The 24,032-nt window shown below is 53.0% G+C and carries 23 protein-coding genes and 1 pseudogene; 16 read left to right on the top strand and 8 right to left on the bottom strand.

The features are described 5' to 3' along the window. Window positions 1-232 precede the first annotated feature (232 nt). The 7 genes and pseudogenes from H6853_01165 (at window position 233) to H6853_01135 (ending at window position 9,629) form a co-directional block, all read left to right on the top strand. Entirely contained in the window at window positions 233-1,345 is a 1,113-nt protein-coding gene (locus H6853_01165; protein USO04556.1) for a type IV secretion protein DotH, read from the top strand. Then, entirely contained in the window at window positions 1,338-2,801 is a 1,464-nt protein-coding gene (locus H6853_01160; protein ID USO03921.1) for a DotG/IcmE/VirB10 family protein, read from the top strand. The genes H6853_01165 and H6853_01160 overlap by 8 nt, the downstream gene beginning before the upstream one ends. A gap of 121 nt (window positions 2,802-2,922) precedes the next feature. Continuing rightward, the gene (locus tag H6853_01155; GenBank protein USO03920.1) at window positions 2,923-4,401 is read left to right on the top strand and encodes a hypothetical protein; all 1,479 of its coding nucleotides are present in this window, start codon (window positions 2,923-2,925) and stop codon (window positions 4,399-4,401) included. A 261-nt stretch (window positions 4,402-4,662) separates the two neighbouring features. After that, a complete protein-coding gene (locus H6853_01150; protein USO03919.1) occupies window positions 4,663-5,058 on the top strand; it encodes a hypothetical protein in 396 nt (131 codons plus the stop codon). A 16-nt stretch (window positions 5,059-5,074) separates the two neighbouring features. Then, window positions 5,075-5,761, top strand: a complete 687-nt coding sequence (locus H6853_01145; protein USO03918.1) for an HNH endonuclease — start codon at window positions 5,075-5,077, stop codon at window positions 5,759-5,761. Window positions 5,762-5,988: 227 nt separating this feature from the next. Then, window positions 5,989-8,937: pseudogene (locus H6853_01140) on the top strand (type IV secretion protein IcmB). 188 nt (window positions 8,938-9,125) lie between these two features. After that, window positions 9,126-9,629: a hypothetical protein gene (locus H6853_01135; protein ID USO03917.1), complete on the top strand. Its 504-nt coding sequence runs from the start codon at window positions 9,126-9,128 to the stop codon at window positions 9,627-9,629. Between the two features lie 35 nt (window positions 9,630-9,664). On the opposite strand, the gene H6853_01130 is transcribed toward H6853_01135, so the two are convergent. Further along, the gene (locus tag H6853_01130) at window positions 9,665-10,897 is read right to left on the bottom strand and encodes a hypothetical protein (protein USO03916.1); all 1,233 of its coding nucleotides are present in this window, start codon (window positions 10,895-10,897) and stop codon (window positions 9,665-9,667) included. Window positions 10,898-11,030: 133 nt separating this feature from the next. After that, on the bottom strand, window positions 11,031-11,651 hold the full coding sequence (locus tag H6853_01125) for a hypothetical protein (protein USO03915.1): 621 nt from the start codon (window positions 11,649-11,651) through the stop codon (window positions 11,031-11,033). A 160-nt stretch (window positions 11,652-11,811) separates the two neighbouring features. Between H6853_01125 and rpmH the strand changes: the two genes are divergently transcribed. The 5 genes from rpmH (at window position 11,812) to H6853_01100 (ending at window position 15,287) form a co-directional block, all read left to right on the top strand. Continuing rightward, window positions 11,812-11,946 (top strand): 50S ribosomal protein L34, encoded by a 135-nt coding sequence (rpmH, locus tag H6853_01120; protein ID USO03914.1) that lies wholly within the window; start codon window positions 11,812-11,814, stop codon window positions 11,944-11,946. A 44-nt stretch (window positions 11,947-11,990) separates the two neighbouring features. Then, on the top strand, window positions 11,991-12,359 hold the full coding sequence (gene rnpA / locus H6853_01115) for a ribonuclease P protein component (protein ID USO03913.1): 369 nt from the start codon (window positions 11,991-11,993) through the stop codon (window positions 12,357-12,359). Between the two features lie 19 nt (window positions 12,360-12,378). Continuing rightward, entirely contained in the window at window positions 12,379-12,684 is a 306-nt protein-coding gene (gene yidD / locus H6853_01110) for a membrane protein insertion efficiency factor YidD (GenBank protein USO03912.1), read from the top strand. Further along, window positions 12,674-14,590 carry a membrane protein insertase YidC gene (yidC, locus tag H6853_01105; GenBank protein ID USO03911.1) on the top strand — a complete coding sequence of 639 codons (1,917 nt, stop codon included), beginning with the start codon at window positions 12,674-12,676 and terminating at the stop codon, window positions 14,588-14,590. The genes yidD and yidC overlap by 11 nt, the downstream gene beginning before the upstream one ends. Before the next feature lie 70 nt (window positions 14,591-14,660). Beyond that, window positions 14,661-15,287, top strand: coding sequence for a YihA family ribosome biogenesis GTP-binding protein (locus H6853_01100; GenBank protein USO03910.1), 627 nt, complete (start codon window positions 14,661-14,663; stop codon window positions 15,285-15,287). On the opposite strand, the gene H6853_01095 is transcribed toward H6853_01100, so the two are convergent. Then, entirely contained in the window at window positions 15,271-15,972 is a 702-nt protein-coding gene (locus tag H6853_01095; protein USO03909.1) for a hypothetical protein, read from the bottom strand. The genes H6853_01100 and H6853_01095 overlap by 17 nt on opposite strands. Before the next feature lie 39 nt (window positions 15,973-16,011). Here H6853_01095 and H6853_01090 point away from each other — a divergent pair, with 39 nt between their 5' ends. The 4 genes from H6853_01090 to truA are packed head-to-tail and all read left to right on the top strand — an operon-like array spanning window position 16,012 to window position 19,597. Further along, the gene (locus H6853_01090) at window positions 16,012-17,283 is read left to right on the top strand and encodes a DNA recombination protein RmuC (protein USO03908.1); all 1,272 of its coding nucleotides are present in this window, start codon (window positions 16,012-16,014) and stop codon (window positions 17,281-17,283) included. Next, complete coding sequence (locus H6853_01085; protein ID USO03907.1) at window positions 17,276-17,884, top strand: peptide deformylase; 609 nt, start codon at window positions 17,276-17,278, stop codon at window positions 17,882-17,884. The genes H6853_01090 and H6853_01085 overlap by 8 nt, the downstream gene beginning before the upstream one ends. Window positions 17,885-17,894: 10 nt before the next feature. Further along, window positions 17,895-18,845, top strand: a complete 951-nt coding sequence (locus tag H6853_01080) for a methionyl-tRNA formyltransferase (protein ID USO03906.1) — start codon at window positions 17,895-17,897, stop codon at window positions 18,843-18,845. Further along, a complete protein-coding gene (gene truA, locus H6853_01075) occupies window positions 18,842-19,597 on the top strand; it encodes a tRNA pseudouridine(38-40) synthase TruA (protein ID USO03905.1) in 756 nt (251 codons plus the stop codon). The genes H6853_01080 and truA overlap by 4 nt, the downstream gene beginning before the upstream one ends. Window positions 19,598-19,659: 62 nt before the next feature. Here truA and H6853_01070 read toward each other — a convergent pair whose 3' ends face one another. From H6853_01070 to H6853_01050, 5 genes are all read right to left on the bottom strand, one after another. Then, entirely contained in the window at window positions 19,660-19,896 is a 237-nt protein-coding gene (locus H6853_01070) for a hypothetical protein (protein USO03904.1), read from the bottom strand. A 275-nt stretch (window positions 19,897-20,171) separates the two neighbouring features. Beyond that, window positions 20,172-21,371, bottom strand: a complete 1,200-nt coding sequence (locus H6853_01065; protein USO03903.1) for a hypothetical protein — start codon at window positions 21,369-21,371, stop codon at window positions 20,172-20,174. A gap of 79 nt (window positions 21,372-21,450) precedes the next feature. Beyond that, the gene (locus H6853_01060; protein ID USO03902.1) at window positions 21,451-22,650 is read right to left on the bottom strand and encodes an LL-diaminopimelate aminotransferase; all 1,200 of its coding nucleotides are present in this window, start codon (window positions 22,648-22,650) and stop codon (window positions 21,451-21,453) included. Between the two features lie 44 nt (window positions 22,651-22,694). Then, a complete protein-coding gene (locus H6853_01055) occupies window positions 22,695-23,138 on the bottom strand; it encodes a two pore domain potassium channel family protein (protein USO03901.1) in 444 nt (147 codons plus the stop codon). Window positions 23,139-23,150: 12 nt separating this feature from the next. Then, window positions 23,151-23,939: a YihY/virulence factor BrkB family protein gene (locus H6853_01050; protein ID USO03900.1), complete on the bottom strand. Its 789-nt coding sequence runs from the start codon at window positions 23,937-23,939 to the stop codon at window positions 23,151-23,153. Between the last annotated feature and the right edge of the window lie 93 nt (window positions 23,940-24,032).

The raw sequence follows: 24,032 nt of genomic DNA, 5'->3' as shown, positions 1-24,032 counted from the left end.
TGAGGGAAATCCGGTATAGAAGGATGTACAGTGCCCTGTACACAGGATATTCTATGGCAATAAAAGGATTCGCATTTAACAGCCTTGTTTAAGGCACGGTGTTTTAAAGGCCATGGTTCCAAAAGACGTTCATATCAGACTGTTTCCCGTTTTGCTCGTGATGTTGTTTGTTTTTAGCACGGGTCAGCCCTTGGCGCAGGAGCTTCCGGATCAGGAAGAGCCTTCGGAGGAGATGCTGAAGGCGCCCGAAGACAAGATGGAGATCCTGTCGGGACAAGAGACACAAGAGGATGCCGCGCAGGAAGAGGCCCCTGTACGGGAGCGGGAAATGGCGGTGGAAGAACCGGACGCCGGCGCCGAAGGTGGCGTTGAAGATGATGCTGCAGGGGAGGATGAAGATTACGACAGCTCCGAGGCCTTGCCTGATATTTCGGCAGATATTTCCCGCATTCGTATTGAAAGTGAAGGCTTTGGTCTGGCGGCGGGGCGGAATGTCACCATTCATCCGGGAGAAAATTCCGGAGATCCCTTGCAGGGAGAAAGTGCGGAAGAAATACGTCAGGAGGCCTTTGACGCCGCGTTGACAGGGCTTTTCCCTTTGAGGCCCGAAGATATAGAGATTCTTCTGAAACATTATGACCGAACGGAACAGGCGGCGCAGTCTCCTCCCTATGCTCTTCCCCGTCCCGAGGTAAGCGTTCAGACGATTTCCATGGACCCGGGGGTTACGCCTCCCTTTATCAAGACGGCTGTCGGGCACGTTACAACGGTCAATATGCTTGATATTACAGGAGCGCCGTGGCCGGTGGAGGATATTACGTGGGCGGGGGATTTCGAAATTATCGAGCCGGAAGAAGGCGGCCATATTATCCGGATTACACCGATGGCAAAATTTGGATACGGGAACATGTCCGTCCGGCTCCTGACGTTGAAAACGCCTATCACATTTGCTTTGCGCGTTGGGCGCGATGCGGTCCATTACCGTGTGGATGCGCGGATTCCTGAATTTGGGCCCTTTGCACAGGCCCAGTTGATGGAAGGCGGGACGCAGCTTGTTGCCGGGAATTCCACGTTAACGACGGTTTTGGACGGGGTGCCGCCGCCGGGTGCCGTGCGCCTGAGCGTCTCAGGGGTGGATGGGCGGACAAGCGCCTATAAGGTCGGCGGGCTGACCTATGTGCGCACGCCGATGACCCTGCTCTCTCCGGGGTGGGAAAGTTCCGTTTCGTCTGCGGACGGGATGAGCGTTTATGCGCTGAGCGATACGCCGGTTCTGCTGCTTTCGGATCAGGGGCGGTTTGTTCGCGCTAAACTTAAAGAACAAGAGGATCTTTTCGATGAGTGATGAGCAACAGGATTTCGATATCGACAACGAACTGGACGTAGACCCGTTCGACGACGATGACTCCACGAGCGGCTTTGATGATTTCAAAGATAAGGGGACGCTGGCGGATCTCTGGAAAAACAACCCGATGGTTAAAGTCGGGGTTATTCTGGCGGCCTTTGTAATTATTGTGGCGGGGGTTATTCTTTTTGGCGGCAGTGAAGAAAGGACGCCGCCCTCCAAAACCGCCCGGAAAAGCGATTTGACGGAAACGCCGGGAACGGCCGAGGTATCGAAGTCCTACCAGCAGGCAATTGAAGAGGAAAACACCCGCCGGATTGAAGAAGCGCTGCGGGAAAGTGAAAGCGCCGTTCCCATGCCGGTTGAGCCGCCCAAGGGGACCCTGCCTTTGCAGGTGGACGATACGGAAGAGGAAGATCCCTTGGACCGCTGGCGCCGGATGCAGGAAGAGCGGATTCAGCAGCAGAAAATAGTGGCGCAGGATTTTACGGAGGAAGAGGCTGAGCCTCCCCCCGATACGCGGACTCCGGCCGTAAACGCCCTGGCGCAGGCGCAGTCGATCCAGATGGAATCTGTTTTGGCCAATCAGCAGATCAAAGGGGCGCAGTTCAAAAAGGTTGCATCTCTGGCGTATCTCGACGCTTTGGCAGATAAGGAACGTAAGGCGCGGGAAGATGCTCTGGCGCGGCTGAAAGAGCAGCAGCCTGATGTGCCTGAAACGGAAAATATCCTGATTCCGGCCGGGACGATCGAATATGCACAGCTTGTCACAGAGGCCAATACGGATGCGCCGGGGCCTGTTCTGGCCCAGATTGCATCGGGGCCATTGCGCGGCGTTAAAATTATCGGAAGCTTTACGGCGACGGATAATTATTTGACGCTGCATTTTTATCAGGTCGTTATCGACGGTGTCAGCGAAGCGGTTAACGCTGTCGCACTTGATCCGAATACAACCCTTCCCGGTGTGGTCACGGATATCGACAGGCGTTATTTCAGCCGGATTGTCTTGCCCATGGCCGCAAAGTTTGTGGAAGGTTTGACGGAAGCGATTTCTGAATCGGGGACGACAACCGTGACAATTCAAGGGCAAAGCGGCACGACGACGACAAGTCAGGCCGGAAGTACGGGGTCGCGTCAGGAAGTGGCCTCCGGTATTGAGGAAGCCGGCAGCGCCTTGTCCGACATTTTATCGGAAGAAGTCAGCAAGATTCAGCCTATGCTTAAGATTCGTGCCGGGACGCCCATCGGGATTTTCTTTGTCGATCCGGTGATAGAAGGAAAAGAAATTCAGCCGCCGCTGCCTCCGGAAACCACTGCAGCACAACCGGCCTTTGGCGGTTTTCCGAATTTTGGCACGGTTGTGCCGATGTCGTCGGGCGGTTTTCCGAATTTCGGCACGCTCGTGCCGATGCCGTCGCAGGGCGGGTTTTCGAATCCGGGGACGGGGACGCCGTAACCATCGTCTTGATAGAGTGGGATAATTCTTATAAAAGTTAAGGGCGGCGGGCCTGTTATGATATGGATTTGCCCGCCTGCATGTAACCGATAAAGCAATAAATGATAAAGGCTGTTAAATAATGCAAAACCCAGACCGCCCAGAAGACGCACCGGAAGATACATATGACGATCTTGTGGATGAGGACCTTCTCAATGAGTATGACGAGGAAGAGGAGGAGGAAGACTACATTGATGAAGAGCTTGATGAAGGTTTCGTCGATGAAGAAGGCTGGGAAGAGGATATTCTTGATTTCGATGAGGATGTCGTAGAAGGCGCAGGCGCGGGCGCACAGAAAAAGAAAAGAAAGGGGCCCAGCTTCAATACAAGTGTCATTTTGATAGCGCTTGTCGTGGGGTTTGCCGTGCTTGTTTATCAGGTTGTTTCCAAAAGGCCGGAAGTTATACAGAAATTTACAACGGCCTTGCATATGACCGGGTCGACGGACGGGCCTATTTTTGGCGCGCAGAAGGACGAAGAGGCTTCTCCGACCCTCAAACCCGAATCTGCGACGGGTTTTTTACACAATCCGCAAGGATTGTCGCCGGATTCTCCTGTCACGGAGGCACCGCCCATGCCTTCTCCTATCGCTTCTGAGGAGGGGGGCGATTCGGTTTTAACGCCCATGCCTTCGTCCATGTCTGCGGCGGAAGGGTATGTGGACGCAACGGAAGAAGATGTAAACGTTCCAAGGCCGCCGCAGGACGTACCGCCTTCTGATTCACCGTCCGGTTTGTCTGAAAACGTTGAGGAAAGTGGGCAGGAGAGTGCCGGTCTTGTTTCTCAGGAGCTTCCCTCGCCGGTTTCCAAGGAGGCTCCGGTTCCAAATGCGGCCGAAGAGATTCTTAAAAATGCGGTGGCGGAGCGGGAACAGAAAAAAATGGAAAGAGAGGATAGTTTAGCGGAGGACTTGAAAAATACGGAAATCCCTGAAATCTCGGAACCTCCCGCCGAAACAGACCTTCTTGAAACGCCCGTCGATTTGGCTGAAGAGACGGAAAGCCAAAAAACGGAAACAGTGAAGACGGAAGCGGCTGAAGAGGCACCCGCAGCCGATCCGGTCACGCAGGTCGTATCGGCGGGTCTGGAGAAAAAGATCAATCTGTTGCTTGAGCGACTCGATAGTATGGAAGGTCAGATCAAAGAAATTCAGAGTGGCGAAGCGGAGGCTATTAAAAACATCCAGACGGAGCTTTCTTCCTTAAAGCAGGAGGCGCGTTTGAAGGAAGAGGCTCAGGATGTTCCGGCGGTGCCCGCTGCTGTGCCGTCCTCATCTGAGGCCGAGAAAAAGTCCGGCGGCGTTCTGGAAGCTCCGGCGCCTGCGAAACAGACGGCTGCGCCTAAAAAGCAACCTGTCAAAAAGGTGGCGTCGCAACAGGCTCCCGTATGGAAGTTGCGCGCCGCACAACCCGGACGGGCCTGGGTTTCGCGTCAGAATGAGCGTGAGATGAAAGCGGTTCGGGTGGGGGATGTGCTGGCCGGTATTGGCCAGATTGAGGATATTTCCTATGTGAACGGGCGCTGGGTTGTACGGGGAAGCAAGGGGAGCATCCGCCAGTAATCTTTTAAAACGGGGTGCCTTATTTTGGCCTTATTTGGAAAAAGGGTGTTTTTTCGTAAAAAAATAAAATTTTTATTCTGTTTTAAATCAATAACTTAAGTGAATTTTGTTCATTTTCCTTGCGCACAAATTTGCCTTATTTGGTCAAGATGTGGTCTAATTTAAGTATAGCAGGAAACAATGTTAGATAGGTTTTAAAAACATTTTCTTTATTAAAAGTTTCCAGCTTTTAATAACATGATATTCAAAAGGAGAAAAAACATGGTGAAATTTTTAAGAAAGAAAAGTTTGATGATGAGCGCAGCTCTTTTTACCGGAATGGTAAGCGGTGTTGAAAGTGCTCATGCTGCAAAAAACTTCAGCACGATCTCGGATAACATTTCCGAATCCATTCAGGATCTTCCCGGTCTGCTGACGGGTGTGTCCTACATGGTCGGAATTCTTCTGGGGGTTCTGGGGATTTTGAAAATCAAGGATCACGTTGAAAATCCGAGCAACACGCCTCTTCAACATGGTGCTATTCGTCTGGCAGCCGGTGGTGGTCTGTTTGCCCTGCCGATCGTCTACGAAGCCATGCAGGCAACGATCGGGGAAGACGGCGCCAACGCAACATCTGTTGATGCATGGGGCGTTCAGGAGTTCTCTGACGTTAAATAAGTCTTTAAAGGACGAGATGGATTATTTAAATATTACATTGGGTATTGCCCTTCATTCGGGCAATACCCATTCTTCTGCAGGTCAGGGTCCGCTGACGGCGGATCTGCGCCAAAAAATTCTGAAACGGGATTCCTACACTTGCCGGTTCTGTGGATTTACGTCCCAGAAATATCAGGATATCCATTTTCTTGACGGGAATCCTTCGAACATACGTTTGGAAAATCTGGCGACGGCGTGCATTTTTTGCCATCAGTGTTTTGATCTGGAAAGGACGGCGGAGATGCGCTCCGGTGCGTTGATCTGGCTTCCCGAGATCGAACAGGCGCAGCTTCACCACATTGCGCGGGCCATTTATGTGGCGCGTATTTCACAAGGCTCCATGGCGGAAAGCGCCAAAAATGCGTATAAAATACTGATGGAGCGGCGGGAAGAAGCCAAAAACCGGCTTGGAACGGACGATCCCTTTATTTTAGGGACGGTGATGCGGGATTTCACGGGTCCCCGCCAATATTCGATGCGGGCCAAAAAGCTGGAGGGAGTACGTCTTTTTCCACTGGATCGCCGGATTATCAAGGAAGGGGATCTGGAATTTAACCAGTTTCCGCAAATCCTGGCCTATTGGCGGTCTAAAGACGGTCCTTTTGGCGGCAAAGCGCCCTATCAGTGGAAGAAATTCTACGCGAAGTTCAAACAGGCTGCCTAGCGGGCCGGATTTTCGCCTTCCCGTCTTTTTTCTTTTTTTTTGCACAACCTCGTCAGATATTTCCATCTGCCGGACGTGACAGGCCCCGCTGAAAGGCGATCTTGTTCCAAACCCCTTTATTTCCGTGAATGAGGCGCAATTTTTTCTATATTCAGCGGGCATAGTATAATACCCTCTTAAAACGAGGATATTGGTTCGTGTGTTTTCGATAGTAATGTTCGTTTTGAATGAGACTTCTTGATAAAATTCTGGCGCCTTTCCAGATTGCAATGAAGCAGTCTGTGGAGACTTTTATCCGTCTGGAGACGGCGGACGACGAGATGACGATGGTGGCTTCGGACGGCTCCCTTGTCAGTTATCTGAAGATAGACGGCAGCCGCCAGATTGTCGGGGAAGAGGAATATAACTATCTGATCGAGGGCGCGACATTGAAAATCGGCGCGCGTTTCGACCGGCAGGGTCATGCGCTGCAGGTTTATTTTACGCGCGATCCGGACAGGATATCCTCTTATCTGGAAAAACTGATCCGCCCCTCCCGTTTGACGGCCGAAACGGTTGAACTGGAAGTGAAGGATATCTTTGACGAGCGGGTCCGCCATTTGTCCCGCTTTTTGTCTTTTGAAGAATGCTATTTTGTCCTTTGGACGCGCCCTTCCATTATGACCCAGAATGAAATGAAACGGGCGGCGGCAGAAGCGCAGAAAAAGAAATGGGTGAATGCGGGCTATGCGCAGGATCCTCTGGCGGCTTTGGCCGGTCTGCGGAATCGTCACAAAAGTTACACCGCGGCGGTGCTGTCGTCTCTGGATGAGCTGGGCATGAGCGCGGAGGCGTTGACGGCGCGGGAGGCGATGCTGGCCGTTAAAAACAATCTCTATCCCAACAAGGCCCATGAGGACTGGGCCATATGCTTGCCGGGGGATTTTATTCCCTCGCGCGCGCCGCTCAGCAAGACGGACATGTCTGAAATTCTCTGGCCTTCCATGCGCCAGCAACTGGCGCTGGGCGATGCGTATGTTATGAACGAATATACGGTCCGGATAGGGGACCTTCTCTGGGCCGGGGCGGATATCACTCTGGCGCCGATGGATCCCAGTCCGTTTCCGATGCTTCTGAATCGCCTGCATGAAGTGGATATCCCTTACCGGATTTCTTTCATGCTTGAGGGCGGCGGCGCTTATGCGACGGCTTTCCGGGCTTTTGTGGCCACGATTCTGGGGGTCACGAACGCGCTGAACAAGCAGATAAAATATTCTCTGGAGGGCCTGCAGCGCATGGCCCGGAAAGAGCCTGTCGTTCGCCTGCGGGTGTCTTTTGCCACATGGGCGCCGCGGGACAACCCCAAATTGCTGCAGGACCGGCTGGCCAACCTTGTCCAGTCCGTCGAGAGCTGGGGCTATTGTCAGGTAAGTGAGTTTTCCGGCGATCCTCTGGATTGCGTGATGTCTTCGGCAATGGGTATTCATTGCGCGGGGACGGCGCCTGCCGCTGTCGCGCCGATGTTTGAGGTCATGAAGCTGATGCCGTGGCAACGGCCCTCTTCGCCTTTTGAGAGGGGCGCCATGCTTTTCCGGACCCCTGACGGGAAGGTCTGGCCTTACCAGACGGGAACGAATGTCACGACCACCTGGTTCGATTTGATGTTTGCGCAGCCCGGGGCCGGGAAATCGGTTCTGTTAAATTCCATGAACATGTGTTGTTGCCTGACGCCGGGGCTTAGCCAGCTTCCTTATGTCGCAATTATTGACGTCGGCCCGTCTTCCTCCGGCATGGTTTCCCTGATTAAAGAGGCCCTGCCGGAAGAAAGGCAGCATGAAGCGGCGCATTATCGCATGCGGATGACAAACGCGTTTGCGGTCAATCCTTTCGATACCCAGCTCGGGTGCCGGTATCCGCTGATTGACGAACGGAGTTATCTTGTCGAGCTCTTGACGCTCCTTTGCACCGCGCCCGGGCATGAGCGCCCCTATGACGGGATACAGCAGCTTGCGGGCCTGGTCGTGGACGAGATGTTTCGCTGGCGGGACGATGCGGCTGCAAATGCGGAGCCGCGTCCTTATCTGCCGCGTCTGGATGTTCACGTGGATGAAGCCATCCAGAAACATAACCTGCATCTGCCTTCGGACCCCTATTGGTGGGATGTGGTTGACCGGATGTTCGACCTGGGGGAAACGCACGTTGCCATTCTGGCCCAGCGCTACGCTTCCCCGTCTCTGGCGGATGCCATTACGGCTTCCCGCCGTCCGCAGACGCGTTCTCTTTTCGAACAGACGGCGGCCGGTCTTACCATGGAAAACGTCATCAGTGCGTTTGAACGGATGGTGACCTCCGCGATCCGGGAATTTCCGATTCTTGCCGGGGTGACAAAATTTGACGTTTCCGATTCGCGGGTTTGCGCGATTGACTTGATGGATGTGTCTCCCCAAGGGGACGATACGGCGGAACGGCAAACGTCCGTGATGTATCTTTTGGCCCGTCATGTCCTTGTCCGTAACTGGTGGATGGGCGCGGAAATGCTCTCGAGCGTTCCGGAGAAATACCGTGGATTCCATGAGACCCGTATCCAGAACATCATGGAAACGCCCAAGCGGCTTTGCTATGACGAATTTCACAGGACCGGCGGGTCTTTGTCTGTGCGGGCGCAGCTTGTGAGGGACGTGCGCGAGGGCCGGAAACGCGGGGTGCAGATTGCGCTGTCTTCGCAGCTTTTGGGCGACTTCGATCAGGATATGGTGGATCTGGCCACGGGCGTCTGGGTACTGGGCGCGGCCATTTCGGATCAGGCCGTGGATGATATCCGGGAGCGCTTCGGTTTGTCGGAAACGGCGCGGAACGTTATTCGTTATAAACTGACGGGGCCGAAGGCAGGGGGGGCGCCCGTCCTGTTTGTTCTGGGAACCGTTGACGGCAGGTATGAACAGTTTTTGTATAATACCCTGGGGCCGATCGAAATCTGGGCGCTTTCCACATCTTCGGAAGATGTGGCAATCAGGAGCCGGCTTTATAACATATTGGGCGCCCATCTCACGCGGCAGATTCTGGCGATCAACTTTCCAAACGGAAGTGCGCGAAATGAAATCCGGCGCCGCATTATTGAGCTGTCGGAGCATGGACATGCCCGGTCTGCGGCGCTGGCGCAGGTGATCGACGATATTGTAGCCGAACTGGTTGAAGCCAGCGGCCACAAGATGAAGGGTGTGCCGCAGGATCCTTCGCAGCCCGAGCCCGAAGGGGACAAACGCCGGAAAGTTGTTGATGACGACGATGATGACGAGATTCTGGGACCGAAGAAAAATCCGGCGCCTCCTGCCGAAGACTTTGAAGATAAGGACTCCAAAGACAAAAAAAACGGGCAGGATAAACCATGAGAGAAAATCCTGTAGATTCCTCTCCGGATCCGGAAGGGCAGGATGATATTGATGAAATGCTTCCGCCGGTCTGGAACAGGACGCGCGTTGCTCTGGCGGGTATTGCTGCGTTTGTTCTCCTGATTATTCTCTTGTCGTTATTTTCCTGCGATCCGCCGAAAGGCAGCATTTTATATGGCGTTTGCGGTGCGTTTTTAGAGCAGAATGTTGCTTATCCTGAAACGATCCGTCATGAATCCGTTGAACAATATCCTCGCGCGACCCGTATTAATTTCACGAGCATTGACGCGTTTGGCCAGTATAAAATGGAAATGATTGAATGCTCTTTCACGCAGGATGATGCGGGGGGGCTGATGATCGAGAAGGTGTTCTTCAACCGCCGGGAAGTCGACTCCGATATTATCAAAAAGTTTAATATTTCCATTCCGTCCATCATCGCTGCAGAGCCGGACCTGACTCTGCCGCCGCCTGCAGAGGATATGCTTGAGGGCCTGTATTAGAGGCAGGGAGTTTCCGCTCCCTGCCTTTGTTTGTTTTAGCTGAATGAAATACCGTATTGGGTGATGCCCAGTGTCGTCTGGACGGCATTCATGGCAGGGCCGAGGTTGACCGCGATGGCGCCGCCGATAAGATGGGTCATGCCCGCCATCATAGAGGCCTGGGAACTTCCCTCGGAAACGCCCCTGATAATGAAAAATCCGCGCACGATGCTGATCCATCCGATAATGGCGACAAAGACGATGACAGCCTGAATGACGGCTTCCGCATGGGCTTTTTCCGCGCCTGTCAGGCCGGGCGTATAAACCAGCTCCGGTTTCATGGTCACAACGTTTGTTTCAAACAGGGACGTGGAAAGGGCTCCGACCATTTTGTGAACGGAGAACAGGGCGCCTGCCACGAGGAAGGTCATAATTGTTCCAATCCCGGTTGGCCCGCGGGCGCCTTCCTGCTCTGTTTTTAAGAAACGTGAAATACCGATAATGACCAGGATCGTACCGGCAAGATAGCTGAAGGAAATCACAAGCCACAGCGTCGGCTCCCATATATCTTCGACAAGGCTGACGATCATGGCGTCCAGCCCTGTGCCGCTCGTGCCTTCCTTAAAGCCGCCGGTTGTAAAAGAATCAAGGTTGTCCGCATCAAGGCTCCTTTGTACGGCTTCCGCAACGGTCGGAAGGGCGAAGAAAGCGCCGCCGGCCAAAAAGCGTTTGACGGAGTCCCATATCTGGACCTGTCCGGGGTTTTCGACATGATCTCTCAGTTTCATAATACCCCAGATTCCAAGGAACACGCCGAAGAGGTAGGACGCGCCGGAAAAGAGGCCGGGGAGCCTGTTGGAAGACAGTATGAGATTGCATATAACCGTGCCCAGCGTTTCCCCTCCGGGGCAGCTTCCCCCTCCGCCATAGGCAACACCGCTCACTTCAGCCTGTTCCAGTGCGCCGTCTTCTCCAATCGTGATTTGCATGGCTTCGAAAACGAGCGGCAGGGCAAAGAGCGCACCGCCGGCTGCCAGGCGGATCATACCGTGTTGCAAAGGCGTGCTGCCCGGATTGTCGGCATGATCCTTGATTTTCAGGACTCCCAGAACGCCAAGCAAGGTTCCGAGCAGATAGGATACGCCGCTCAGCAGGCCCGGCAGATCGTCTATCGATTCTACGATATTATCCGAAACGGTATTGATATCCTGCGCAAAAACGGGGTTCGCGAAAGATATTACCCCAAGCGTAACGATATGGAAAAGCGCTAATTCTTTGAAATTCTTCATATTTTAGTCCCTCTCATGACCTTACTAAGTATACCACAGGGCCGGAGAAGAATAAAAATTTTGAAGGGGTGCTCCCGGCCTGTCAGGACCAGAAACAAAAATTCCTGTTTTATATCAATGCGTTGCCGTCCTATTAAGAGACAGGCGCATCCACTTTGACAGGAAGGTCCGCCGCGATGGGCTCGTCGTCCAGCATTTCGATCATTCCGCCGGGCTGGACGGCAAAATTTGCGATGAAAAGCGCGTTGGAATAATAGACAACGGCGTCGCAAAGCCAGTAGCCCTGCTCGTTCTTGCCCTCATAGGAGGCCGGACGGATGGTGCCTTCAATAACGGAGCGGGTCCTGTCGTCCAGATCCTTGGGCATATACGGGTCGTCCATGCTTTCGGCAATCAGGAAGGGGCCTTCTTCGCCGCGCACAAAAAAACAGAAGAAATTGAGGTATTCCAGTACGTTTTCATCCGTTATTTTGATGGGCGCTTTTGCATTGATCTCATGGATAGGCGGGGAGGTGCCGTTGAGCCAGTAAAGATTTCCCTGATCTGTCAGGTAATAAATGAACAGATTCCGCGGGGTCCATGCCGGATCTTTAACGCGAATCAGGGCAACCTGATCGTAAAAGGGCAACATTCGCCACTCCACGATCGTGGTTTCCGGATTCACCTTGTATTTCCCGCCGACAGGATCGATTTGATCCAGAAAGCCTGCAAGCTCTTCTCCCTGCACGGGAGTCCATTTGTCATCGATATACATGTAAGATTGAGCTTTCTGTAAGTCCCTGATTTAAAATCTTTAACCCGCCTATATTGCCAAACCTGACATAAATCGCAAGAAAAATTGACAGAAAAAGAGTTTCCCTGTACAACATCGCCAGAATTCAAGGAATTAAAGCCCAAATAAGGGGAAGAAAAGAATGAAACGTACCTATCAGCCGAGTGAACTTGTTCGTAAACGCCGCCACGGTTTTCGTGCCCGCATGGCTACCAAAAATGGCCGCCGCGTTCTGGCGGCACGCCGCGCCAAGGGCCGCGCCCGTTTAAGCGCGTAACATCCGTCCGCTCTTTATTTTATGATGAAGCGGCGCAAAACAGGGTGGAAGCCAAAAAAGAGAACATAAAGTCGCTGGACCGTTTGAAAAAACGGTCCGATTTTTTGCGTGCAAGGTTTCAGGGGCAAAAATGGGTGGCCAAAGGCCTGATCCTGCAGGTTTGCGAGAATGAGGGGAAAGGCATTCGGTTCGGGCTGACGGCGACCAGGAATTTAAGCAAATCTGCCGTGAATCGAAACCGGATCAAGCGCCGCCTGCGGAGCGTCGCATATGACGTTCTGCCTCTTGTGGCCAGGGATCATACGGACTATGTCCTGATCGGGCGGCCTCAGACCGGAACGCGCCTTTATTCCGACCTGAAAAAGGATCTGGAATATTGTTTGCGGAAGACGGGCGTTTTGAAGGGGGATTAAGTTAAGTGAGTAGAAGCGGATGAAGCAGGTTTTACAGTTCTTTATCAGGGGATATGCTTACCTGATTTCTCCGCTTACCGGTCCGTGCTGCCGTTTCCATCCCACATGCAGCGCCTATGCCATGCAGGCGCTTGAGAGGTACGGGGTGCTTAAGGGGCTGTTTTTGTCTCTCAAGCGGATACTGAGGTGCCATCCCTGGTACAAAGGGGCTTATCTGGATCCTGTCCCGGGCATTGATCGTGAAGGGATCATCGGTTATAAACGCCTGAATTCGAACTCTTGTCCAGGCTCTGGCCCCAAAACGAAAGCCGATCATGCAGAATAAAGATGAAATGCATCCAAATGATATCCGCAATCTCATTTTGTTTATGGTGTTGTCGGTAGCGCTTTGGGCGGCCTATGACCATTTTATTCTGGCGCCGCAGGCCGAGGCGATACGGGCGCAGCGCGAAGCTGTCGCCGCCGCCGTGAAAGAGTCTCAGGTATCCGGCGTTCCTTTTGTGGAAGAGGAAAAACCCCGCGATGAAGTTATTTCGCAAACGGCCCGTGTGCCGTTTGAAAATGAAGACGTTTCCGGCTCTGTCAATTTGACGGGCGGGCGGATTGATGACCTCAGCCTGAAAAATTATTTTAAAACGATTGAAAAGAAAAAAAGGGTTTCTCTTTTGTCTCCCTCCGGCGCGGCGTTCGCCCGCTATATGGAGTTTGGATGGGTGACATCGGACAAGAGTGTAAAAATGCCGGACAAAAATACGGTCTGGAAAGCCGGCGGTTCAAAAACTCTTTCCCCGCAGACTCCTGTGACGTTGACATGGTCGAATGGACAGGGGGTGTCTTTTGAAAAAACCATTTCGCTGGACGAGGAATACGGTTTCACTTTGAGCCAGCGCGTTGTCAACAAGGGATCGAAAACGCTGACGTTTTTTCCCTATGCCCTGATTTCTCAAAAAGGGTTTCCGGAAGAATATGCCGGGCGCTGGGTGGTGCATGAAGGGCCGCTCGCCTATGTCGGGAATGAAATGACAGAGCGCAGCTACGGCGATCTGGTGGAAAACCCGCGTGAAAAATTTGAAGCGGTCAAAGGCTGGATCGGTATCACGGAAAAAGACTGGCTGGTGGCCCTGGCGCCGGATCAAAAGGAATTCTCCACTTTTCGTTTTGCACACACCCCCGGGGCTTTGCCGAAAGATGCGGGGCGTTACCAGAGCGATATTATGGGGCAGGCCCGCACGATCGGGCCCGGTGAATCGGCCCGTTTTGAAAACCGTTTTTTTGCGGGGGCCAAAAAGATTCAGACACTAAATGCCTATGAAGAAAAATGGAATCTTCCGCATTTCGATCTGGCGATTGATTTTGGCATTTATTATTTTCTGACGCGCCCGTTCTTTTTTATTCTTAATTTCTTTTACGGTCTTGTCGGAAATTTCGGCGTTGCCATTATCATGTTTACGGTCGTGCTGCGCCTGGCTGTTTTTCCCTTGGCCAATACGTCCTACAAATCCTTTGCCAAGATGCGGAAAGTCTCTCCCAAGGTCTATAATCTGCGTCACGAATATAAAGACGATAAGAAAAAGCTGCAGGAGGAACTGGTCAAGCTTTATCAAAAAGAAGAAGTCAACCCGATGGCCGGATGTTTGCCGATTATTGTGCAAATTCCGATTTTCTTTGCGTTGTTCAAGGTGCTGTCCAACACCATCGAAATGCGTCATGCGCCGTTTTTTGGCTGGATCAAGGACCTGTCTGCGCCGGATCCGACCACGGTCTTTAACCTGTTTGGGCTGATTCCATGGGATCCGCCGCAAGCGCTTATGATCGGGGCGTGGCCGGTGATGATGCTGATAACATCGATTGCACAGCGCAAGATGTCGCCGCCGCCACAGGACAAAATGCAGGCGCGTATCATCGCGGCGATGCCGTGGCTGATGTGCTTTATTCTGGCGAAATTTGCGTCCGGACTCGTTATTTACTGGACATTCAGCAACCTGCTTGCTGTGATCCAGCAATATGTGATTACGCGCTCCATGGGGGTTGAGGTTCATTTGTTTTCCAGGGATAAGGATATAGAACAGATGGAAGAGGCTGTCGAAGAAGGCCCGTCCATCCATCCGGGGCTGGAAATGGTGGAAGAGGAGGTCGAAGAGGCCCTGTTCGGCGAGGAAGAGGACTCGAAAGACTCCGGGCCGGAAAAGCCGGTTTCCAAACCAAAACCCAGGAAAAAGAAGAAGAAATAATAATATCCGGTTCTCCCGCTTTCAAAACCGGGTTCATGCGGCAGCACATAAAGCGGCACATAAAATAAATATGACGGAAGAGTTTTCAAAACAGGAACTGGAAGAAGCGCGCAAAATTTTTGCGGGTCCGTGCGATTTTGTTCTGGGCGTTGCCGATCTGGCGCAGTTGCCTGCGGCAAGCTGCAGCGAAGTGGCGTTTGCGGGGCGCTCCAATGTCGGGAAGTCTTCTTTGCTCAATGCGTTAACGGGCCGGAAAGATTTGGCGCGCACGTCCGGCACGCCGGGCCGGACGCAGCAGCTTAATTTTTTTGAACTGGGCGGTGCGCTTTATCTGGTAGATATGCCCGGATACGGCTATGCGAAAGTCTCCAAAACAACGCGCAGGGAATGGGATAGCCTGATCTTTGATTATTTGCGGGGGCGGCCCACTTTGCGCTGCGTTTTCGTTCTGGTGGATGCCCGGCACGGCTTGAAGGACAGCGACGAGACTCTTATGACGATGCTGGACAAGGCGGCGGTTAATTACCGCATTGTGCTGACCAAGTGCGACAAGGGAAAAAATCTGTCCGCGCTGGAAAAGGATATTTTAGAAACGCTTAAAAAGCATCCGGCGGCGTATCCCGGAATTTTGCAAACAAGCGCGGCAAAGAATAAAGGAATCGATATCCTTCGCGCCGTGCTTATTGCCCTTCAATAACGATAAAATAGCTCCACATATCTGCGGCGGCGTTGCTGACGCACAGGCCGGCGATTCCGTCACAGCTTGCGCAAACAACGGCCGTGAAATCCGCATTCGTGCCGGTGTGCAGGGAATCGTCGATTAAATAATCCGCCAGAACGCCGGTGCCGGCAATGGCCGGAATGGTCGTGGTTCCTGTCACTTTCAGGTTGATATTCTCGCAGGCCGGTTTGCTGATCTGGTGGGCGGTCAGGATGATATCCTGCGTTGCGGAAGGGGTCCATTCGACATTGTTAAAAAGCCCCATATACCAGCCGGGATCTGGGTCGTTGTCCGTGCCGGTGAAAATTTCCGGATCAGCCTTGCCTGAAATAAGGCCGCCGCCTTCCGGGTGATAAACCTTGTGGATATAGGGGGCCGTATCGAAGCTGGCGGAATTGGGCAGATCGAAAACCAGATCGCTGGTATTGGAGCCGGACATAATCATCTGGTCCACAACGCTTTGCGCGGACTGGGCATAATTCAAAAGCCGCGTAACCTGGAATTCGACCAGTTCATCGTCGATATTCTGGGCGTCCGATTGTTCGTTCTGGCGGGACAGGGTCATCGTCAAGGCCCCGAGCAGGGCGAGGGCCAAAAGGATATAAACCATAACGCCACCGCTTTGCGCGGCTGTACCGTTCTTTTTTTGTTCAGATTTCAATTGAACTTTCCTTCCTGAATATGCGACCTTCATTATAGCATGGAAAACGAAATTATATCACCGGATTTAATATTGGACCCGCTTTCTTTGGGGATGGGGGCCGTGGCCGGGTTTTTGCTGGCGGCTTTGCTCTTTGCCGGCTGGGTTTTTTCGCTGGCAAGGCACAAGGCGGCGCTGGAGGCCCGTATAGAGGCCGAGCGCGCGGGCATGGAAAATAACTTCAAGGCGCTGGCGCAGGAAACGCTGAAATCCAATGCGGCGGATTTTCTGACTCTGGCGCAGGAAAAAATGGCGCAGACGCATCTGCACAGCGTCCATGATTTCGATAAAAGGCAAAAAGCGATTTCCGACCTTGTCTTGCCGGTGAGTAAAACGCTGGAGCAGATGCAGGATAAATTGCACGGTCTTGAAAAAGAGCGTGTGGGTGCCTATTCGGAACTGCGCGAGCATCTCAAAATCATGGCGGAGGATCAAACGCGCCTGCGGGCCGAAACCGCCAGGCTGACCGGCGCGCTCAGAAATCCTGCGGCGCAGGGCAAGTGGGGGGAATTCGTTCTGGAAGGATTGCTTGAAAAAGCAAGCCTGATCAAGGGACAGCATTACGATACGCAAACGCGGCTTTCCGACGGGCGGCGCCCGGATGTGATTATTCATTTACAAGACGGGTTTAACATTGTTGTCGACGCCAAAACGCCGATCAATGAATTTGTCGATAAAATGGATATGGATTTAACGAGCGAGGAAGCGGCCGCCGTGGAACAGCGTCTGGCGGGGCAGGTGCGCAGCCACGTAAGGCAGTTGGGGGCGAAAGGCTATTGGGAGCAGCTTGACGGCAGTCCCGATTTTGTCGTCCTCTTTCTGCCGTCCGAACAGGCTTTTAGCGCCGCGCTGCGAGCCGATCCTTCGCTGGTGGATTTTGCGGCCGAGAATCAGGTGGTGATTGCCTCTCCGACTCTGATGCTGTCGCTGCTGCGTGTTGTGGGTTTGAGCTGGCGGCAGGTAAAAATGGCCAAAAATGCCAGGAATATTGCGGAGCTTGGGGCGGAGCTTTATGACCGGATTGCCGTTTTCTCCGGCCACATGGAAAAGGTCGGCAAGGGCATGGAATCGGCGATGGGGGCTTATAACAAGGCGCTGTCCTCGCTGGAATCGCGCGTTCTGGTCAGCGCGCGGAAATTCAAGGATATGAAAGCGGCATCGGATACAAAAGATATTGTGCAGATCGCGCCTTTGGAATCCGCCGTTAAAACCTTGTCGGCCAAAGACCTTTCCGGGGCCGAAGAGGAAAGACAGGAAGAAAAATATGGTTGATATTTACGAAGTTGTTTCCGTTCCCCATCCGTCTTTGAAGACAAAGTCGCAGCCTGTGGAGGCTGTGGACGATCAGATCCGGGCGCAAATGGATAAAATGGCGGCAACCATGTATGCGGATAAGGGTATCGGGCTGGCGGCCAATCAGGTTGATATTCTCAACCGGGTCTTGGTCGTGGATGTCAATCCCGATACGTGGCATTACGGCGAGGAAGAGGAAGACGGTATTATCCGTGTTGTGTCGACGTACAAGACGGGCCAGAGGGAGGAAGAGGAAAAAGAGGCGCCTTCTCACCTGATTAAAATGGCCAATCCGGAAATTATCGAAAGGTCCGCGCAGAATTCGGTTTTTCCGGAAGGCTGCCTGTCTGTGCCCGGCCATTACGCGGATGTGGTGCGCAGCGCCCATATCAAGGTCAAATATCTTGATTATGATGGGAAAGAGCAGGTTCTGGAGGCCGAAGGGCTTCTTTCCCACTGTTTGCAGCATGAAATAGACCATCTGGACGGGGTGCTTTTTGTGGACCATATTTCCAACCTGAAACGAAATATGATCCTGAAAAAGCTGAAAAAACTTCAAAAAGATCAAATAGCCTTGTAAACAGGGCGGCATGAACAGAGATTCCAGATCCTTACGCATCGCTTTTATGGGCACGCCGGATTTTGCCGTGCCGGCCCTGCAAAACCTGATTGATAATCCGCGCTATGACGTGGTGTGCGTTTACACGCAGCCGCCCCGTCCCAAAGGCCGCGGGCAGCAGGTGCAGCTTTCGCCTGTCCATGAATGCGCGCAGGAGCATGGCATCAGGGTCCTTACGCCCCGGAACTTTAAACATCAAACGGATATTCAGGCCTTTAAAGCGCTTAATCTGGATGTCGCCATTGTCGCGGCTTACGGCCTTATTCTGCCGAAAGATATTCTGGAGGCTCCCAGATACGGATGTTTGAATATCCACGCCTCCATCCTGCCGCGCTGGCGGGGCGCGGCCCCTATCCAGCGGGCCATTCTGGCGGGAGACACGCAGACCGGCGTGACGATCATGCAGATGGATCAGGGGCTGGATACCGGCCCGATGATCCGCGTTCGCAGGGTTCCCATCCGGGCGCAAACGACCGCGGCAAGTCTGCATGACGAGCTTTCGGCGATCGGCTCGGCGATGATTGAGGATGTGCTGGACGATCTGGCAGATAAAAAGGGGGTGGATCTGACCGTGCAGCCGAATGAAGGCGTGACCTACGCTCACAGGCTCGAAAAGGAAGAAGGACGGGTTGACTGGACATGTCCGGCGGAAGAAATTGACTGCCGGATCCGTGCGCTCAATCCCTGGCCGGGAACGTGGTGTCTGGCGGCGGGCGGGGCGCGTTTAAAAATTCTGGAAGCGGGCTTGACGGACGAAAAAACGGACAAAAAGCCCGGCACGATTTTGGACGGCGGATTGATTGCTTGCGGCGAGAAAACGACGCTCCGATTGTCAACCGTGCAGCCGGAAAACAAAAAAGCGATGGACGCCGTCTCTGCGCTGAATGGCGGGTATTTAAAGGTTGGGGACCGGCTTCAATGACCCGCTGGAAAATGACGATTGAGTATGACGGGCGGGATTATTGCGGGTGGCAGGTACAGGAAAATATGCGCACGATACAGGGAAGTATCGAGGACGCCATCTGTAAGTTCTGTCAGCAGGATATTCAGATTTACGGCGCGGGCCGCACGGATGCGGGCGTCCATGCGCGCGGGCAGGTGGCTCATTTCGATCTGGACTACGGGGACAGGCCGATGGACGGGTTCCGGCTGGCCAAGGCGATAAACGCCCACCTGATTCCCGTCCCGATTTCGATTTTAAAGGCCGAAGAGGTAGATAGCGAATTTCACGCGCGTTTTCATGCCGTGCGCAAATTCTATACCTACCGGATCATAAACCGCCGCATGCCGATCGCGCTGGATCAGGGCCGGGCCTGGCATGTGAAAACGGAGCTGGACGTGGCGGCGATGCAGGCGGCCGCGCAGGTTCTGGTCGGGGAGCATGATTTCACCAGTTTCCGGGATTCAAATTGCCAGGCGAAATCTCCGATAAGGACGCTCGATGCGCTGGAGGTTGAAGCCAATGGCGAGGAAATTCTCATTCATGCGCAGGGGCGGTCTTTCCTGCATCATCAGGTGCGCAATATGGCGGGCACCCTGTCTTTGGTGGGCGAGGGGAAATGGACAAAAGAGGATGTCAAAGCGGCTCTGGATGCGTGCGACCGGACCAAGGGCGGCCCGACGGCGCCCGCAGAGGGGCTTTACCTTATGAGAATTGACTACGGGTCTTCCTGAAAAAAAATCCCTGTATGGATTTGGGGTCCATACAGGGATAGTCGGGGTCTTGGGAGGGTAACCTAGTGCAGGAGTCTGTTCTTGCTTTCTTCCGCACGGGAAAAATACTGCTGCATCATGAGCATGGTGAGCCACGCATCTGTCGGCAGGTCCTTGCTTTTTTTCCAGCGCTTCTTTTGTGCGATATCCAGTGTGCTGGACACGAGACGTTGTGCGCAGATGCCGGACCCGCAGAGCTTCGCGCCTGTGCGCTGAAGATCGGGAATGTATTTATCAAAACTGTTGTCTGCGCTTTTCATCTCGATATCCTTCGTTCCACATTCGAAAGATACGGATGAATTGTTACAGGAGTTTGAAAAAAACATGATTTTTTCAAGATATGTTATGGTGAGAATGCGGCAGAGTTTTCGTAACCCTGTTTTTTGCCTGAAATGTTTTAGCGCGTTCATCGTTTAGGTTGGTTCCATCCTGTCATTTCCGAGCGCAGCGAAGAATCTCCGGAAAAGTTTGGGATCCTTCGCCTTCGGCTCAGGATGACAAAACGGGTCGTGACTCGACCTGAACGCAGAATGCTCTAGCGTGGCAGCCGTTCGATAACGGGCCGGGAAGAGCGCCGGATGGGCCGGCCAAGGCGTTCCAGATAGGGGCCGATTTGATAGTGCATTTGTTCGACAAGATTGTTCAGGGAAGGGTGCCTGCTTCTTTCCGAATCCAGCCGGACGAGCATTTCCCTCAGCGGCAGCACATCTTTATAAAATTCCGCGCCTTTAAAGACCGTGGGAAGCAAAAGGCACAAATCTATGCGCGCCGTTTCGGGCCTGAAAAATTCCTGTTTTGGTTTTCTTGGATTGTCCGGGTGATTTTGAACAATGGCGTCCATGCACATATAAGCGACTTTCAAGTTTGCATTCACGATTTCAAAAAACTCCGCCATTTGCGGAAACTGTTTTGCGGAAAGCTCCAGTGTCTGCCGGCTCATGAAAAGGCGGCGGATGTCATTGCAATAATTGATGTGCCCCTCGATGGTGAATTTTGTCGGCGCGAGGGAAAATCTGGTGATCGTTCCGCCGAGCTTATCCAGCCCCTTTGCGCCCACGCCAAACCACAGTTCTTCCAGGGCGTTAAAACATAAATGGGGATCTTCCTGATGCGTCTTTTCGGTTATGACGGTGCGCCCGTCCGGTGCAAAAATCTTCCTGCCAAGCGTGATGGCGTCCAGCCCCCGCCCCAGAGGCTCCAGCATGGCGTAATAGCGTTTTTTGTCGGCGTCTTTGATCTTTGCGCACGTGGAAATGCATTCGCGAAGATAGTTTAAAATCGATTCTTTCGAGGCGTGGGGAAAATCTTCATCCAGGTCGTGAATGGTTTCTTCGGCAAACAGAAGCTCTATGGACTGCATGGCCTCGTCTACGCCGGACCGTCTTCCGTCTGCTATTTGTATCTGGCGGGTTACTTTCGGGGGAAGATAGCCGGCCTGAAACAGGCCCTTCATCATGAGCAGGGGGTCCAGTTCGTGCAGGATATTTTCCGTGATGCCGTCTTTTCTTTTCGACCACTCTTTGGGGACATTTTTCCCTGTTTCAGGTTTAAAGAGCCGCAGGCAATCCAGCGCAAATTCCGGCAGGAACCAGCGTTCCGATCCGTCTCCGTAAGGGTCCTTGTAAAAATTACGGAGCTGTCGTTCTTCGTTCCATGCTTTTAGAATGGAACTTCTGGAGAGCTTTGTATAGTCAAGCGGTGCGCTCGCGGCGCCGTAATCTGTTCTGACATCCATAAATAAAGCCTGCGATTATAAAATTTCAGGCGTTATAGCAGGAAACGCATCAAATTTCAAGAATATGAAAAATTATTTTTTACGCCGTCTTTGCGAGGTTTCCTGAGTCGTCAAACCGGATTCCGGCCTTTTCCATACGCGCCAGCGCTTCTTTCAGGCGTTCTTCCGGCGCGGTGAGGGCCACGCGGAAAAAGCCTTCTCCTTCCGGGCCGTAGGCGCTGCCGGGCGGGACCACGATACCGCATTTTTCGAGTAGAAGCGCGGCAAACTCTTCGCTGGTGAAGGAGGCCGGGACCGGAATCCACAGGTAAAAAGTGGCGGCCGGCGGATGAAAATCCCAGCCCAGCCTGTTCAGCCCCTCGATAAAAATTTTCCGGCGGCGGCCGTAAATATCGTTCAAATCTTTCGTGAGTTCGTCGGAATGTTTGAAGCCTTCCGCTGCGGCGCGCTGGATGGCTTTGAAGGCGCTGCTGTCCGTATTGTCCTTGACGGTGCCGAGCGCTTTTAACGCGGCCTTGTTTCCGGCGGCAAAACCGATCCGCCAGCCGGTCATATTGTACATCTTACTGGTTGAAAACATCTCGATACATACGTCTTTCGCGCCCGGTACGCTCAAAAAGCTGGGGGCCTTGTAGCCGTCAAATGTCATTTCCGAATAGGCGTTGTCATGGCAGAGCAGAATGTCGTGTCTGGTGCAAAATTCGATGGCCTTTTTTATGAAGCTTTCCGGCGCGATGGCTCCTGTCGGATTGTTGGGGTAGTTCAAAAACAGCAACTTGGCCCGTTTGGCTGCGTCCGGTGAGATGGCGTCCAGATCCGGCAGGAATTCATTTTCCGGCAACAGGGGCACCGCGACCGGTTCGCCGCCGCATAAAAGCGTGAAGTTGCGGTATACGGGATAAGCGGGGGATGGGTACAGCGTGACATCCCCTTCTGCGATATAGGTCAGGATTAAATGGGCCAGTCCTTCCTTGGAGCCGATCAGGGCGATAACCTCGTCAGACGGATCAATCTCCACGCCGAAGCGCTCCCGCATCCAGTCTGCCGCGGCGCGGCGGAATTCGTCCGTTCCCGTATAGGAAGAATAGTTGTGTGTGGAAGGGTCTGCGACAGCCTCTTGCAGGGCTTTGACAATCGGCGCGGGCGTTGGCAGGTCCGGGTCGCCGACTCCCAAAGAGATGACGTCCACGCCCTTGGCCTTGGCCTGCGCGATTTTACGGTCCAGCTCGGCGAACAGGTAGGGGGGGAGCTTTCCAAGATTGGCAATCGGCTGCGGCATGTTTTTTGTTCCTGTCTTTTTTAATTTGTTTGTTGTTTGTGTTTTTAATCTTCTGTTTTGCTTATTTTTTCATGCTCATAAAGCTTGGACATGATTTCAAAAATAAAAGCGGTTGACCATCCGAATAAAATAAAGCCGTTGGCGGACTGAAATGCGCTTAGCAGCCGCCAGTCCGTTGTGAGATGGATATCTCCATATCCGACTGTCGTAAAGGTCTGTGTTGAGAAATACAAGGCCGTTTCCAGGTCGGGAAGAATATGCATGCCCAGATAGAAAAGGGTCCATATCCAGATTTCGAATATGATGGCGAGAAAATTTCCAAGGACGGCAATAATGAGCATGGGAATTTTCCATGTGCGGCGGAATCGCTGGAACACACTCGGACCCGCTTTTTCAAGAAAACGCATCAGGTAATCCAGCGCGATGGCATGGATAACAACCGTCAGGGCAATGAGGAACGTGCCGACTATAAAATGGGTAAGCATCATGTTTTTTCTGTTTTACTTTCCAAGCGCTGCATTCAGATAGGCTCCAAAGATAAACAAAATGGCCGTGAGATAAAAGAAGATAAGCGCGATGACAATGCTGCCCAGAGAGCCGTAAGTGACATTGTAATTCCCGAAATTGGCGATATAGGCGGAAAAGGCGGTGCCGCCCAGCAGGAACATCAGCGCCGTAAATATCACGCCGGGCAAAAGTAAAAGCGTTTTTTGGCGTATATGGGGCAAAAAGCGGTGGAGGATTAACAGGGCGCCGACCAGGACCAGAAGGGCTGCGCCATAGCGCGTCAGGTTGAAAACGATTTCCTGCACAAGGCTGAAATGCAAAATCGGCGCGGCAAAATTCCAGATTGCGGGGCCGAACAAAACCATCAGCGACATAAAGAAAATCAGAAAGGCGGCCAATGCCACAAAGAGGAGGCTTTGAAGGCGCCGTCTCCAGAGGGGCCGCTTTTTTTGAACGCGGTAAGCGCGGTTTAACGCAATGCGCAGGGCCTCGACGCCGCTGGAAGCGGCCCAGAGCGTGCCGACGAATCCGAATGTTAAAAGACTGCCGGGCCGGACGCTGATGACTTCGCTGACGGCGGGGGCCAGCGCTGCGGCCACTTCCTGCGGCATGAATTCGAACATGAGCGCGATTATTTTCGGCCCGTCTTCGGGCGCGCTCAGAAACCCCGCCAGCGCCGCCAGAAAAATCAAAAAAGGAAACAGGGATAAAAAGGCTGTGAAGGCAATATGTCCTGCGGCCATAAGACCGTCTTCCTCCAGCATGCGTTTGAAGGCTTGCATAAAAATATTGCAAAGGCGCTTTATTTGTTTCACAGGCACATTATGCGCGAGTTGCCGATGGATTTACACATAAATAAAGTGTAAATTGCGTCT

It is taken from the genome of Rhodospirillales bacterium, assembly GCA_023898765.1.
GTDB lineage: Bacteria > Pseudomonadota > Alphaproteobacteria > Micavibrionales > Micavibrionaceae.
The sequence above is the reverse complement of the archived record's forward strand: the minus strand, read 5'-3'. Positions and strand labels throughout refer to the sequence as shown.

Excerpts from the sequence above, each read along its gene's own strand:
- H6853_01130 (USO03916.1), bottom strand. The coding sequence starts at position 10,897 with ATGAAGAATTTCAAAGAATTAGCGCTTTTCCATATCGTTACGCTTGGG.
- H6853_01135 (USO03917.1), top strand. The coding sequence starts at position 9,126 with ATGAGAGAAAATCCTGTAGATTCCTCTCCGGATCCGGAAGGGCAGGAT.
- H6853_01085 (USO03907.1), top strand. The coding sequence starts at position 17,276 with ATGGTTGATATTTACGAAGTTGTTTCCGTTCCCCATCCGTCTTTGAAG.
- truA (USO03905.1), top strand. The coding sequence starts at position 18,842 with ATGACCCGCTGGAAAATGACGATTGAGTATGACGGGCGGGATTATTGC.
- H6853_01090 (USO03908.1), top strand. The coding sequence starts at position 16,012 with ATGGAAAACGAAATTATATCACCGGATTTAATATTGGACCCGCTTTCT.
- H6853_01070 (USO03904.1), bottom strand. The coding sequence starts at position 19,896 with ATGAAAAGCGCAGACAACAGTTTTGATAAATACATTCCCGATCTTCAG.
- H6853_01055 (USO03901.1), bottom strand. The coding sequence starts at position 23,138 with ATGATGCTTACCCATTTTATAGTCGGCACGTTCCTCATTGCCCTGACG.
- H6853_01125 (USO03915.1), bottom strand. The coding sequence starts at position 11,651 with ATGTATATCGATGACAAATGGACTCCCGTGCAGGGAGAAGAGCTTGCA.
- H6853_01100 (USO03910.1), top strand. The coding sequence starts at position 14,661 with ATGACGGAAGAGTTTTCAAAACAGGAACTGGAAGAAGCGCGCAAAATT.
- H6853_01155 (USO03920.1), top strand. The coding sequence starts at position 2,923 with ATGCAAAACCCAGACCGCCCAGAAGACGCACCGGAAGATACATATGAC.
- H6853_01080 (USO03906.1), top strand. The coding sequence starts at position 17,895 with ATGAACAGAGATTCCAGATCCTTACGCATCGCTTTTATGGGCACGCCG.
- H6853_01065 (USO03903.1), bottom strand. The coding sequence starts at position 21,371 with ATGGATGTCAGAACAGATTACGGCGCCGCGAGCGCACCGCTTGACTAT.
- H6853_01150 (USO03919.1), top strand. The coding sequence starts at position 4,663 with ATGGTGAAATTTTTAAGAAAGAAAAGTTTGATGATGAGCGCAGCTCTT.
- H6853_01050 (USO03900.1), bottom strand. The coding sequence starts at position 23,939 with ATGCAAGCCTTCAAACGCATGCTGGAGGAAGACGGTCTTATGGCCGCA.
- H6853_01145 (USO03918.1), top strand. The coding sequence starts at position 5,075 with ATGGATTATTTAAATATTACATTGGGTATTGCCCTTCATTCGGGCAAT.
- yidD (USO03912.1), top strand. The coding sequence starts at position 12,379 with ATGAAGCAGGTTTTACAGTTCTTTATCAGGGGATATGCTTACCTGATT.
- H6853_01060 (USO03902.1), bottom strand. The coding sequence starts at position 22,650 with ATGCCGCAGCCGATTGCCAATCTTGGAAAGCTCCCCCCCTACCTGTTC.
- H6853_01160 (USO03921.1), top strand. The coding sequence starts at position 1,338 with ATGAGTGATGAGCAACAGGATTTCGATATCGACAACGAACTGGACGTA.
- rpmH (USO03914.1), top strand. The coding sequence starts at position 11,812 with ATGAAACGTACCTATCAGCCGAGTGAACTTGTTCGTAAACGCCGCCAC.
- yidC (USO03911.1), top strand. The coding sequence starts at position 12,674 with ATGCAGAATAAAGATGAAATGCATCCAAATGATATCCGCAATCTCATT.
- H6853_01165 (USO04556.1), top strand. The coding sequence starts at position 233 with ATGCTGAAGGCGCCCGAAGACAAGATGGAGATCCTGTCGGGACAAGAG.